Source organism: Fructilactobacillus sp. X8R2C1 (genome assembly GCF_059900955.1).
In genome coordinates, this window is record NZ_JBWXVI010000003.1 from 134,026 (window position 1) to 148,384 (window position 14,359).

The window sequence follows — 14,359 nt, forward strand, 5'->3', positions numbered from 1 at the left end:
TCTTTATTAATTACTTACTTATACAATGAAGTTGATAATGGCCATCAAGATTGGAACGACGATCACAAACAGAATCGTACTGGTTACAACCAGGTTAGTAGCGTAATCAACGTCACCATGGGACTGACTAACCAGAATTGGAAGCACAGCCAAACCAGGGGTGGCAGATTGAATTACTAAGGTGCCAAATTCGATGTTTGGAATCCCAGCACCGGTGTGCATGAAGACCAGTAAGGTTCCAATCATAATTGCCGGAGCAATCACGAAACGAGCAAGTAGTGCGGCAATGGAATCCTTATCAAAGTGAATTGATGAAAGACCGGCATCGGCCAAAATAATCCCAATGTAGATTAAGGATAATGGTGTTACAAGACCACCAATCATGTTACAAGTCTTGTCAATCCACATTGGCAACTTAACGTTAACAATCAGAATCCAAACTAACGCAACCAAGAAACCAATCAGTGGAGCTGGAAGCAACTTCTTCCAGTTAAAGTTCCCCTTGCTTTCACCCTTCTTCTTGGTGGGATCATCTCCTGAGATGAAGAAGATTCCGATGGCCCAAGTTGAGATGGTGTTCATTACATAGTAAATCAGGAAGTAAGTCATCCCAGAAGTTCCAAACAGTGCCAAGTTCAAAGGTAGCCCAATAAAGATGGTGTTGGCGTTCACTGCCATGTTAATGAAAGTTCCCCTACGACCCTTTCTAATTTTTAGGATGTAGACTAGGGCAATGGCGACAACGTAACCTAACGCAAAACTAATTACGGTGTATAACAGTCCGCCAGCTAGCCCGACTAACTTTCCACGGGTCAAATTATCTAATACTGATACGAAGATTGAAATAGGCAAAGCCACATTCATGATTAAGAATGAGATGTTTCCCTTGAAACTGTCGGCGAATTTTCCCGACTTTCTCAAGAAATATCCAAGTGCAATGACAATGACAATCTCAGCAACACTTTCTAGTGAAGTAATAAACGCTGCCAATGTAACATTCCTCCAATTATTTGTTTAAATTAGTTAAATCTGGGTATTTTGGATACCATTTTTCGTCATCAACGGCTGACTTAACGTCCGTAATCTTTTCGCGCGTAATGTTTTGATCAACTGCGCTTTGAGCAACAGCAATCGCAACGGTTTCAGAGAATTCGGTTAACTGGTCAACTGGTGGCAAAATGGCAGCCCCAGGAACCGTTGAATCCACAATTCCACCAAGGGAATGAGCAGCAGCACTAATCATGTCGTCGTTAAGTTTAGTGGCGGTGGCAGCAATGGCACCTAACCCAATTCCTGGGTAGACTAAGGCGTTGTTAGCCTGTCCAATCTCATACTTAACTCCGTTGTATTCAACGGGTGCACTTGGAACACCGGTAGCGACTAAGGCACGACCATCAGTCCATTTGATCAAATCGGAAGCAGTTGCTTCAGCCAACTTAGTTGGGTTTGAGATTGGCATGATGATTGGACGGTCAGTATGAGCGGCCATTTCCTTAATAACGTCTTCAGTGAAGGCGCCGTGTTGAGTAGAAGTTCCAACCATGATTGATGGATGAACAGCCTTCACAATTGAGAGTAAGTCGGTCAGGTTTTCTGAGTCAGAGAATTCAGAACGACTTCTCGCAAACTCTTTTTGTCCAGGAGTTAGGTCGGACATGTCGTCAAACAAGAGGCCTTGCTTATCAACCATGTAGAAATGCTTCTTAGCTTCTTCCTCGGATAAGCCAGCTTGCACCATCTCTTCACAAACCCGTTCGGCAATTCCGACGCCGGCAGTTCCGGCACCAAAGCACAGGTACTTCTGATCGGTCATCTTTTCACCAGAAATCTTAAGGCCACCTAAGACACCAGCAAGGACGATAATTCCAGTTCCCTGGATGTCATCGTTAAAGACCAAGTAGTCATCCTTGTACTTATCAAGGATGTTTGAAGCGTTGGCACGCCCAAAGTCTTCAAAGTGCAAGTATAAATTAGGAAACAAGTCTTCTGCTTCTTTTACAAACTTGTCAACGAAGTCGTAGTACTTTTGACCGTAGTCGCGGTCCTGGTGATTACCAAGGTAGAGTGGATTGTCGAGTAAACTCTTGTTAGTAGTTCCAACGTCTAAGACCACTGGTAGGACTTCCGATGGGTCAATGCCGGCAGCGGCACTGTAAACCATTAATTTACCAACTGGGATGTCAATTCCTTGAGTTCCCCAGTCACCAATTCCAAGGATTCCTTCGCCATCGGTTACAACGATCAACTTGATGTTGCGTCCGGAAGCAGTGTTCTTTAAACTTTCACGGATCGTTTCAGGGTCATCGTGATTGATTGATAAAAACGCCGCGTTTTGTGGGTTAACGTACAGTCTGGAATAGTTTTCAATTGAGTCAGCAATCGTTGGGTCGTAAACGACTGGCATGAATTCAGTGACATGTTTAGCGAAGGTTGCATAGAATAGAACCCGGTTTTCGTTAAAAATACTCATCAAGTAGATGCGTTTTTCAAGGTCACTACCCTTGTGTTGGTATTCGTCATAAACGTTTTCAACCTGTTCGTCCAAAGTTTGAACGTTCGGTGGAAGCATCCCCACCAGTCCTAATGTTTTTCTTTCATCATCAGTAAATGCAGTCCCCTTATTGATAAAGGGATTGTTCAATATTTCTTCACCTTTAGCCATATTTTAAGACTCCTTTTTGTAGTAAAATAGTCTGTAATTGATTCTTTTAAATACTAATTCACTATCAAAAAGATAGTCAAACACGATTTATTCATAAATTTAATTTATATGAGGTCATCATGAAGCTAAAAGATTTAATGTACTTCAACAAGTTAACCGAGCTTAAAAATTACACCGACGTTTCCAAGTATTATCACGTTAAACAGCCCACGATTACCATGGCCATTAAGCGTTTAGAGGATAACTTCAACGTCGAATTAATTAATCGAAATCAAGCCCACCACCAAATTAAACTCACTAAGGCCGGCGTCGACCTTGAAAAACACGTCCAGGTAATTATGAAGGAAGTAGACAAAATTAACAACGAAATGGGCAGCATCAATGACCATGTCATTCGATTTGGTCTTCCACCAATCATTGGCAACTATTATTTTCCCAAGCTGGCGTCCGAGCTATTTTCACTTGGGATCCTAAATGATCTTGATAACTCAGAGAGTGGTTCCAAAAAGCTTTTAGGGGAATTAAAAGACGGTCGAATCGACTTAGCACTTTTAGGATCATCCAAACCGCTTGAAAGTAGTGAGATTGACGCAACGGTTTTAACCAAAGACCACTTCATGCTAGTCGTGAATCGACAGTCACCACTGGCAGACGCTCACTCCGTTAAATTTGCCGACCTCAAAAACGAAGAGTTTGTGGGCCTCTCCAGTGACTTCGTTCACACTCAGGTCTTTTCGGATCTGTCTAAACTTCACGCCATTCACCCTAAGATTAAGTATCAAACGTCTGATATTGAGCTAGCCAAACAATTAGTCTCTGAAGACGTGGGGATCACCTTTTTGGTTAGTAAGGCCATTAAACCTTCCGACAACCTTGTCCCCATCCCCATTGACGATGAAGATTTACCCCCGTTTTACGTTTCGGTGGCCTTTCGTAAAAGTCACGTTCTTTCACCCGAAGAGCAAGAATTAATCAACGTTTTAACCAAATCAATTGCACAAAAAAAGTAGGAATTCCGTTTGGAATTCCTACTTTTTAGTTCTTAATAACTTAGAAACTAAACTTCTTTATCAGTTTGCGTTTCAACCCCAACACCTTCGTATTCGTCAAGAATCATCTTCTTGAGATCTGCGATCAGTGGTTCTTTCGGGTTAGCAGTTGTACATTGATCAGCATATGCCAGTTCGGCAAGATGATCGGCAGCTGCTTCTAACTCTTGTTTGCTTACACCCTGTGACTTCAGATCAAGTTCAACTCCAACCGAGTGAGCTAATTCGATGAAGCGGTGAACCAAGGCTTCCTTCAATTCTTCATTGGAGTTTCCAGGAAGACCAAGGTAGCGAGCGATGTTAGCGTAATCGTCGTCGGCTCTAAATGATTCGTACTTAGGCCATGTGGCAATCTTCTTTGGTTTCTTGAAGTTATATCTGATAACGTGTGGCAAAGTAATGGCGATGGCAAGCCCGTGGGTGATCCCGAATTGTCCACCAATCTTATGAGCAATTGAGTGGGTAATTCCAAGGAAAGCGTTCGCAAATGCCATTCCGGCGATCGTTGAGGCGGTATGCATCTTGTCTCGAGCTTCCATGTTACCGTTGTATGAGTCAGTCAGGTTATCAAAAATCATCTTGATGGCCTGAAGTGACATTGGACGAGTGTAATCTGAAGCCATGGTTGAGACGTATGACTCAATCGCGTGAGTTAAGGCATCAAGTCCTGAGGCAGCAATGGTGCCCTTTGGTACCGTCTTAACAAACTGTGGATCAACAATGGCAACGTCAGGTGTCAAAGCGTAGTCAGCTAATGGATACTTAACGTGAAGCTTTGAATCAGTAATAACTGAGAATGGCGTTACTTCTGAACCAGTTCCAGAAGTACTTGGAATGGCAACCATTTGTGATTTTTCTGGTTTGTTGTATCTGTAAGCACGTTTTCTGATATCCAAGAACTTCTGTTTTGCACCAAAGAAGTCAGTCTCAGGGTTTTCGTAAATCAACCACATCATCTTAGCGGCATCAAGTGGTGATCCTCCACCAAGGGCGATGATGGTATCTGGCTTAAAGGCGTTCATTTGGGTAACCCCAGCGTTAACCATGTCAGTTGTTGGTTCACCATGAATGTCATCGAAGATGTAGTACTGAACGTCATCTTCTCTTCGGTTCAATTCATCTAAGACTTTGTCAACGTAGTGATACTTAACCATGGAAGGACTAGTAACAATAAAGGCCTTCTTAATACCAGGCATGTCGTGGAGGTAGCGAACTGAGTTCTTTTCGAAGTAGATTCGAGGTAGTTTAATCCATTGCATATTATTTCTTCTCTTTGCGATAGTTTTAATGTTCAACAAGTCATAATCAGTAACGTTATGGGAGATTGAGTTTTTACCCCATGATCCAGTCCCAAGCGTAAGTGACGGGGTCATGTTGTTGTACAAATTACCAACTCCAGCAAGACCAGATGGTGAGTTAACGATCACTCTCGAAGCCTTAACGGCTACCCCAAAGTCAACGGCCAATTGATCATCTGAGGTTTGAATTGCTGCGGTATGACCTAATCCACCGTAGTTTAGAAGTTCAGCACAAATTCTGAAAGCATCCTTGTGGTCTTTTGACTTGTAGACCGAAAGAACTGGTGATAACTTTTCCCCTGACATTGGGTACTTAGGACCAATTCCGGTCATCTCAACGGCAAGCACTTGAGTGTCTTCTGGGATCTTGATCTTAGCCATGTCAGCAATTTGTTGCGCAGTGGCACCAGCAATTGGACCCTTAACACTAAGACGCTTGCTGTCAAACATGGCGTCAGTTAATTTTTGTTTTTCTTTTTCTGGAACAAAGTAAACCCGGTTTAATTCAAGTTGTTCTTTTACATCTTTATAGATATCGGCATCGATTACCGCACTGTTTTCAGTGGCACAGATCATCCCGTTATCAAAGGTCTTTGATAAAACGATATCGTTAACGGCACGTGGGATGTTGGCGGTTTTTTCAACGTAAACGGGACCATTACCAGGACCAACTCCTAAAGCTGGTTTCCCAGCGGAGTATGCGGCCTTAACCAATCCAGGACCACCAGTTGCAAGGGTAATGTCAACGCCAGGGTTCTGAATCAAAGCGTTCGTAGCTTCTCGACTAGGCTTTTCAATCCATTGAATGGCGTCCTTAGGTGCACCAGCTTTCACCGCAGCATCACGCACGATTCGAGCAGCTTCAATTGACGATTGAAGGGCTTGTGGGTGCAAACTAAAGATGATGGCGTTTCTAGTCTTCATTGAAATAATTGCCTTGAATAAAGTAGTTGAGGTTGGGTTAGTAACTGGGGTAATTCCAGCAATAACACCGAGTGGTTCAGCAACTTTAATCAGGTCATTTTCAGAGTCTTCTGAGATGATCCCAACGGTTTTATCATTACGAATATCGTGCCAAATTTCTTCGGTGGCAAACAAGTTCTTAATGGCCTTGTCTTCTTCAACACCACGTCCGGTTTCTTCATAAGCCATTTTAGCTAATTTTTGGTGGGCGTTAACCCCAGCAAGTACCATGGCGTGGGTAATCTTATCAACCTTATCCTGGTCGAAATTACTCATCTCATCTACGGCAATGCGTGCTTTTTGAACTTTGGCATCAATATTCTTATCGATCTCTTCAACATTGGGTTGTTGCTTTGCATCTGTCATACTTCCAGCCTCCAATATTTTCTTGTTATTTTCTTCACAACTAATATCATATCATCATCTTTTTCAAAAAGCAATGGTTCATTGTTATTTTTATCACTTATTATTCTGACGGTTATTAAACTCTTAAAAAATAATTAATTAATTTGACGAATACTATTGTTAAATAATGCACTAACTGTTAATTAAAAAGACAAATAACGCCCTCATGACGCTATCTGTCTAAATCCTTATTTGTTAAAAAGTTTATGTCTAACTAATCTGACACACTTTTGCACCCCAACAAATGTGAAATCAGTTGTAAGAGCTAATAATAATCCAATTCCTCCGACTGACCACGTAAAGATCGTGACCAACGAGAAAATTTTACCAAGAAAGATGAACACCGCCAAAAAGAGTGTGATACTCAAAACGACGATGGTTAGTTTGTAGCGGTTAAATGGTCGACAAACCATTGTCAAAGCCAACCAACAGATGACCCCAGTAATCAAAACACTCAGTGATGAAGTAATTGAGGTGAATAGTCCAAAAATATCGCCAATCACACCAATCACTAAAATGTAGAAAACGACACTTAGTGCGGCTGGAAGTGAAATTTCATAAATGTTAGAAGCAAAGCGGTCTTTTAAAGCTCGATAATTTGGTTCAAGCGCCAAGAGAAACGATGGGATTCCGACCATTAAGTCATTAATCGGCGTGAGTTGAATTGGTTGAAACGGATAGTTTCTGGCAAAAAACAGAAAGAGCACGCTGAGCATGACCGAGAACATGGTCTTAATCAGGTACAGGCAGGCGATGCTATCAATGTTGTTGATCACCCTCCGACCTTCGTTTAACACCTTAATGAGGGCGTCGAAGTTGGAATCAATAATCACGAAGTCGGCAATACTCTTGACACTCTCAGATCCTGATGCCATTGCGATTCCACAGTCTGACTGCTTTAAGGCCAGTAAGTCGTTGACCCCATCACCAGTCATGGCAACCGTCCGACCGTTTTCTTGTAGCGCCTTAATTAGCCGTTGTTTCTGGTCGGGTTTGACCCGTCCAAACACCACGTACTGCTTGACCAAATCACGATAGTTGGCGTCGTCTTCAATCGTCGTCATGTCAATGTAATCATCAGAATTGTGAATGCCGACCCGATTGGCAATGCTTGAAACGGTGACCGGATCATCGCCAGAGATGACCTTTAAGTCCACCCCCTGGTTATAGAAAAACTGCAGGGTTTCAGAAGCGTTCGGCCGAATGACGTCTGTAATCAAGATTAAGGCAATCAGTTCACTACCAGCGATACTATCCTCGTTTAATTGGTCCACTTTTGCGAGCGCAATGACCCGAAAACCCTGTTCGGCGTAATGCTTAACTTCTTGTTGTTGCTTGTCAGTTAGATCCAAAATGAACTGAGGTGCTCCGAAGACGTATTTGCCTTTGTCGTCTAACTCGGCCCCACTCCACTTTCTCGCTGAAGAGAACGGCACGATCATACTAGCAGCGTACGGGTGCTGCTTGAACTCATTTTTAAGCGCTGAAGCGGTCTCGTTATTGTCATCAATTTCATGGACCAAAGAGCCCATGATTTCGGCAATTTGTTGATCAGTGTAATTAGGAGCTTCTTTCACCATCTGTTTAAATTTCAATTCGCCACTGGTAATCGTCCCGGTTTTATCCAGGCAGATCGTGTTCACCCGTGCCAGAGTTTCAATGGAAGAAAGGTCTCTGACTAAGACCCGTTTTTTTGCCAGGTGATAGGCAGAAATTGCGAGGGTCACTGACGTCAAAAGAACCAACCCTTCCGGAATCATCCCAATCATGGCCGCCACGGTTCCCAGAATGGCATTATTAACGCTCACCCCGTGCATCAAACGGGAAACAAAAAGTGCTACTCCAAGTGGAATGATAATAAAAGTCAGAATTTTGATGATTTTTTTAATCAGCGAGATTAAGACACTGTTCTTACTCTTGTCGGTCTTAGCCTGGTTTGTAATCGTGTTAACAAAGGTCTCATCGCCAACTTTAGTTGCAAGCATGAAGGCTTTTCCACTAACCAGAAAACTGCCAGACGTCAGTTCATCTCCGGTGGTTTTCTCAATTGGATTGGATTCACCGGTGATTTGAGACTCATCAACCTCAATCCCCTTGGTTTGTTTTACGACTCCGTCAACTGGTACCTGGTCCCCACGATCCAGTTCAACGATGTCTCCTAAAACAATCTGGTCCGGTTGAATAAGTTCAATTTTTCCGTTCCGTCGAACTTTGATCTTGCTCTGAGACAACAACGCCATTTTGTCAACCTGGCGCTTAGAACGAATCTCCTGAAAGATTCCGATGGTAGTGTTCGCTATGGCAATCACCAAGAACAACATGTTGATATAGCTACCAGTATAGAATACTAGCGCACCAAGAACTACGTTGATTACGTTAAACAGCGTAAAGATGTTCTCCACCAAGATCTGTTTCACAGACTTCGTTAGTGGTTTAGGCGCCGTATTCTTATAACCGTCTGCCACCTGTTGTTTAACTTCCGTACTCGTTAGTCCCTCACTCGGATTCACGTTATTAATATCGATCTGGTCACTTGCCACAGTTACACCTCCTTATGTAATTAATTCATTTCTAATTAATATTGTATAAGAAGGAATTAAATTTTGCACCACTAATGAAAGAAAAGCGCAAAGCTTTAAAAATAGTTAAAAAAAGAGATGGTCCAACCGGATCATCTCTTAACACTTAGTCTAAATTAGTCAATTTCAACGTGATGGTTTTGGGTTTCATCATCTTGTGATTTTGGCAAAGTAATGGTCAAAACACCGCCATCGTAATCAGCTGAAATCTTGGTCTCATCAACATCAGGGATGTAAAACGAACGGTTAACGTCACTTGATGAACGTTCTCTACTTAAGATCCGACCATTGTCACCCTTATTTTCCTTGTCAATGTCATGAACAGCATGAATTGATAGGGTATCGTTATCATAACTAATGTCAATATCATTTTTTCTAAAGCCAGGTAATTCTGCCTTTACGACGTAGTCATCGCCTTGGTCTAAAACATCAGTTTTCATTCTGTTGCTTCCAGCAACTGAGTTTAATAAACTCTTGCCAAAGTCGCCAAAAAAGTCATCCATTGGATCATAACTAGCTTTTCTTAAATCGTTTGCCATAACTAAAACCCCTTTTTATTATTTTATTTGCTAATCTCTTAGCACCCTCTATACTAGGATGGATCGTCCCTTTCACACAAGAAATTAGCTCATAATTGGGGTAAAAAGTGCTACTTACAAAATAACTTTCGTATTAACCGTTAATTTTTCCTCGAAACCGTAAAATCAAACATTTTTCGTAACATAATAAGGAATTTATTTTAATAAATTGCTTCCATTCAAGCGGCTTTATGATAAAATCAATTAATTATGCCGCTCATCTTAAATACTTAAAAAAATGGATAAGTACGTTATAATATATTTATTGTTTAAAATTTTGAAATGAGGAATGAAATTTGAATACCGGTCAGATAATACTTGATCTAATAATTATTTTAATAACGTTCTTCTTTGCTGCATTCTTTGTCGCGTGTGAGTTCTCACTGGTCCAATCAAGGCCAAGCGCCCTCCAAGAAAAACTGGATGATGAAGATATCAGTGACAAAAAGAAGAAAAAAGTTAATCGTGAAATGAAAATGGTAACCAACCTTAATGAGTATCTTTCGACAACCCAAGTAGGTGTTTCACTTGCGGGAATCATTCTTGGTTGGATTGGTGAATCATTCGTGATTGAAATCCTGGTTTCCATCATGGAATTAAAGGATTTCAGTGTTAATCCTGCTACCGCTCACAGTGTTGGTGCGATTGTTGGGGTGCTGTTACTTACCTATTTAGAAGTGGTCTTTACCGAAATTGTTCCAAAAAACATCAGTATTGACATGCCACTGAAAGTTTTAAGCGTGATTGCTGGCCCCCTTCACTTCTTTCACATTTTGTTCTACCCATTTGTGTGGTTACTAAATGTGTCAGCAACTGGCGTGGTTAAGTTACTGGGAATCCCCGTGGCAAACGAAAACGATGAGGCCTTCTCGCAATCAGAGATTTTGAGTCTTTCAAAGGATGCCGTTAAAAACGGTGACCTGGAGCGAAACGACTACTTGTACATGCAACGATCGTTTGAATTAAACGACAAAGTGGCCAGGGACATCATGATTGACCGAACCCAATTGGTAACGATCGACATCAACGATACGGTCCAAGATGCTATCAACGTCTACATTCAAAAGAAGTTTAGTCGAATTCCCGTTGTCAAAGACAACGATAAGGATAACATCCTTGGCTATGTCTACAGTTACGATTTGGTCAGACAATCGCAGGTCGATTCAAACGTTAAGGTCGGAAAACTAATCCGAAAGATTAGTACGACTCCCGAGACAACCCCCATTACGATGGTACTTCAACAAATGATTAAGATGCATCAACCAATTGTTGTCGTAATCGATGAATACGGTGGAACGTCTGGTTTAATTACCGATAAGGATATCTACGAAGAGTTGTTTGGGACCGTTCGAGACGAAATCGATCCGCAGGTTAACGAATACATCTTTAAACAGCCCAATGGCACCTTCCAGGTGAACGGAAAATTAAACACGTATGACTTTGAAAAGTACTTCGACGTTGAGATGCCTGCTTTTGACGACTCTGACATCGTTACGATTGCTGGGTTCATCATCGAACAGAACCCTCACATTAAAGTGGGTGACGTTGTTACAATTGATGGCTTTCAGTTTAAGGTTCTTGACTACAAGAACTCGTTCATTAACTGGCTAGAGGTCAATAAACTGGAACCAACTGATGATGAATCAGACGCAGATGACGACCAAAAAGACAAATAACTAATATCAATAAAGCCGAGGATCCTCCTCGGCTTTACTAATACATAGGGGTAATAGAAACAATGAAAACAGTTTTAAAAAAATGTCCGGATTGGCTTTTTTACAGTCTAATTTTTCTGATTATTATCATGGCCTACATCTGGACGTTTTACTTAACCGGTAATTCACTAATTTGGGGAATGGACGGAATTGCCCAACACTATCCCATTCTCGTCAACTTTAAACACATGCTAACTGAATTTCTTGCCCATCCCAGTCACGGCTTTACTAACTGGTCGTTTAACATTGGCCTCGGTGCTGATCAGTTAACCAGTTTTTCGTACTACGTAGTCGGTGATCTCTTCAACTACCTGATTGTTTTATTCCCAGACCACTTACTGGAACTGGGATATGGGATCCTGGTAATCCTGCGCCTATACGTTGCCGGATTGGCCTTTTTAATATTCATCAAACAATTCCATTTTAAAAAATACAGTGTCGTACTCGGAACTTTAACTTACACGTTTGCGGGTTACGCCCTTTATTCGGGGATGCACCATCCCTTTTTTATTCTACCGATGATTTTCTTCCCACTGATTTGCTACGGCGTCGAACGCATCATTTCTAACCATTCCTTCATTCCACTGATGCTGGCCGTTTCCTTAACTTTTTTAAGTAACTTCTACTTTGCCTACATCATTGGACTTGGCAGTATTATCTACGTCGTCATTAGGTATTTCAGCCTTCGTAAAAATCCTGATTTTCATTTTGCGAGCGCACTGGTCAAAATGGTTGCGGCCATTCTAGCGGGAATCTTGATTAGTGCCGTCATTTTCGTTCCGACGCTTTTATTTGCCATGAGTTCCACGAGGACCACTTCGACCTTTGCGAACGGCTATCTTTTCTATCCCCTCTACTATTACCTTTCCATTCCAAGTAAAATTCTCGGAAATGGCTACCTGACCATTAGTTTCTGGCTCATTGTTGGGATTAGTGGACTCGGATTTTTGGGCATTGTTTACACGATGACTCACTTCAAGAAATACCTTTACCTAAACATCGGCCTGTTGGTGGTTTTCATTGGTGCCCTGATTCCGGCTTTTGGAGCCGTCTTTAACGCCATATCGACCCCATCAAACCGGTGGATGTGTTTAGGATTACTTCCAATTGGGATGGCTGCCACGATTCTTTCAGATCATCTCACCACGTTAACTAAACGTGACGTGGAAGTCATGATTTTCGCAATTATCACCCTAATTGTGCTTATTTGGGCTTCTCGCGGATTCATCATGAAGCTAAGCGCGCATGACTACGGTGAAATCGTTCTCCTGTTGATTTTAATGGGAGTCATCCTATGTAGTCAGCTCTTCCATTTAAAGCCAGTGACAACCATCGGAAGTGTGACCGCGGTTTTAATCGTTAACCTCATCTCACTTGGAATTGGCTATTACAGTCCTAACGTTGCCGGCTTTTCAAAGGGCATGCTTAATAAGCACGTTGCCACTAACTTTATCAATAATTTCTATGATGGCGCCGATCAGTACGTTGAACCGCGGTTAGGTGGATATCGGACCTCACTTGGTAATCGATACCACTATGCTGGTCGAAACGACGTCAACTTATCAAACTACTCTAACATCAATACCAACATTCCGATGTTATTTTCGACCCGTGACATTTCATCATATCTGACGGTGGAAAATGGGGCCATTGGCCAACTTGAAAATTCCGTTCAAAATAACCAACGGACCTTTAACGCTCCGGTCGCTCAAAATGACTACCGCACCACCCTTGATAATCTAATGGGCGTCAAGTATCTCTTTATTCGCACGGGCCAACAAAACAAATCACAACCCTTTGGCTTCAAGATGGTCAAGGGTAAGGACAAAAAGCCGCTCCTGTTTGCGTCTGACAACCCGCTCGTGAACCAAAAGGACCCCGATGGAACCTACGTTTTAAAAAACAAGAACGCACTTCCAATTGCTTACACCCAGGATCAAACGATCTCAAACCGGCAGTACCAAAAACTATCCCCAACCGCTCGTGAACAAGCAATGATCAGTGGGGTCCACGTTGATTCTCCAATTCAGGGCATTAAATCAGCCAAGCTAAAACAGAATCAGAAACAACTTAGTTATGAGGTGAAACCGGACTACGAAAAGACCCTCGATAACTACGATAAATTAACGGCCTTCACTAACAATTCTAAGAGCGTTGAGTACAACGAACCAACCATTAACCACACGTCCCAAAAAGAAGCTTTAAAGATTCTTTCTGAAAACGTCCAATTAGAAAATGACACCAAGAAGCAAAATCAAGACGGTCTCCACGTGGTAACTAAGGATGTCCTCGGTAAATCAGTCCCGTATTTTCTTAAGATTAAGCAACCTAACCGCACCAAAAATGCCGAAATTTACTTACAATTAGAGGGCATTCAGAGTCACGATTACTCGTCGACTTCAAAGGAAAGCATGACCAAAAGACAGCACGCCATCAAAAATCAACCGTACACGAAGATGATGAAACTAAACGAGAAACGAAAGAACCTCCACACTCCGTTTGTCGGTCAGTACTCCTTAAATGCCGCAACGAAAGGAATGAAGAACGGTTACTCACAGTACGGACGCGACAATCTCTCAAACTACACGCAAAAGAAAAACGCTTTAATTAACCTAGGGTATTCCACCAAACGCCGCAATCAAATTAAGTTAACGTTTGACGGTGTCCACCGGATTAATTTTAAACACGTAAAGATTATTGCCGTTCCGTTTGGCAATTCGTATGAACAACAGATTCAAAAACTTCAACGCAACCGTCTCCAAAAACTTCAGGTTAAAAAGAACGAAGTCAAAGGAATCAGTAATAACAAGAAGAAATCCGTCTTAACCACTTCCATTCCATATTCAACGGGATGGAAACTCTTCGTCGACGGCAAACAGGTGCCCACTAGTCGGGTCAACACTGGCTTTGTCGGAGCACCCATTCAGGCTGGGAAACACCAGATTGAACTGAAATACCAAACTCCCGGACTGCTATTAGGATCAATTGCGAGCGCCTTCGGAATTTTAATACTCGCTATCAGTGGAATCGTCATCTGGATCGTAAAGAAACGAAATTAAATTAAAAACGTACGGATAACTAATTCCGTGCGTTTTTTGGCTGCTTTGACT

The 14,359-nt window shown here is 42.0% G+C and carries 8 protein-coding genes; 3 read left to right on the forward strand and 5 right to left on the reverse strand.

Translation table 11 applies throughout. The features are described 5' to 3' along the window. Positions 1-18 precede the first annotated feature (18 nt). Together AC6UD6_RS04650 and AC6UD6_RS04655 are read right to left on the reverse strand one after the other, a co-directional pair. Positions 19-990: an AEC family transporter gene (locus AC6UD6_RS04650; RefSeq protein ID WP_500695836.1), complete on the reverse strand. Its 972-nt coding sequence runs from the start codon at positions 988-990 to the stop codon at positions 19-21. Positions 991-1,006: 16 nt separating this feature from the next. Beyond that, a complete protein-coding gene (locus tag AC6UD6_RS04655; protein WP_500695837.1) occupies positions 1,007-2,662 on the reverse strand; it encodes a malolactic enzyme in 1,656 nt (551 codons plus the stop codon). 119 nt (positions 2,663-2,781) lie between these two features. Here AC6UD6_RS04655 and AC6UD6_RS04660 point away from each other — a divergent pair, with 119 nt between their 5' ends. Beyond that, positions 2,782-3,672, forward strand: a complete 891-nt coding sequence (locus AC6UD6_RS04660; protein ID WP_500695838.1) for a LysR family transcriptional regulator — start codon at positions 2,782-2,784, stop codon at positions 3,670-3,672. A gap of 47 nt (positions 3,673-3,719) precedes the next feature. On the opposite strand, the gene adhE is transcribed toward AC6UD6_RS04660, so the two are convergent. The 3 genes from adhE to AC6UD6_RS04675 all read right to left on the reverse strand — a co-directional run bounded on the left by adhE (position 3,720) and on the right by AC6UD6_RS04675 (position 9,495). Then, positions 3,720-6,338: a bifunctional acetaldehyde-CoA/alcohol dehydrogenase gene (adhE, locus tag AC6UD6_RS04665; RefSeq protein WP_500694096.1), complete on the reverse strand. Its 2,619-nt coding sequence runs from the start codon at positions 6,336-6,338 to the stop codon at positions 3,720-3,722. A gap of 227 nt (positions 6,339-6,565) precedes the next feature. Beyond that, the gene (locus AC6UD6_RS04670) at positions 6,566-8,917 is read right to left on the reverse strand and encodes an HAD-IC family P-type ATPase (RefSeq protein WP_500695839.1); all 2,352 of its coding nucleotides are present in this window, start codon (positions 8,915-8,917) and stop codon (positions 6,566-6,568) included. 155 nt (positions 8,918-9,072) lie between these two features. Further along, positions 9,073-9,495 carry an Hsp20/alpha crystallin family protein gene (locus tag AC6UD6_RS04675; protein ID WP_500694098.1) on the reverse strand — a complete coding sequence of 141 codons (423 nt, stop codon included), beginning with the start codon at positions 9,493-9,495 and terminating at the stop codon, positions 9,073-9,075. A gap of 335 nt (positions 9,496-9,830) precedes the next feature. Here AC6UD6_RS04675 and AC6UD6_RS04680 point away from each other — a divergent pair, with 335 nt between their 5' ends. Both AC6UD6_RS04680 and AC6UD6_RS04685 read left to right on the forward strand, forming a co-directional pair. After that, positions 9,831-11,210 (forward strand): hemolysin family protein, encoded by a 1,380-nt coding sequence (locus AC6UD6_RS04680; RefSeq protein ID WP_500694099.1) that lies wholly within the window; start codon positions 9,831-9,833, stop codon positions 11,208-11,210. A gap of 62 nt (positions 11,211-11,272) precedes the next feature. Continuing rightward, positions 11,273-14,308 (forward strand): YfhO family protein, encoded by a 3,036-nt coding sequence (locus AC6UD6_RS04685; protein WP_500695840.1) that lies wholly within the window; start codon positions 11,273-11,275, stop codon positions 14,306-14,308. Positions 14,309-14,359: the final 51 nt, after the last annotated feature.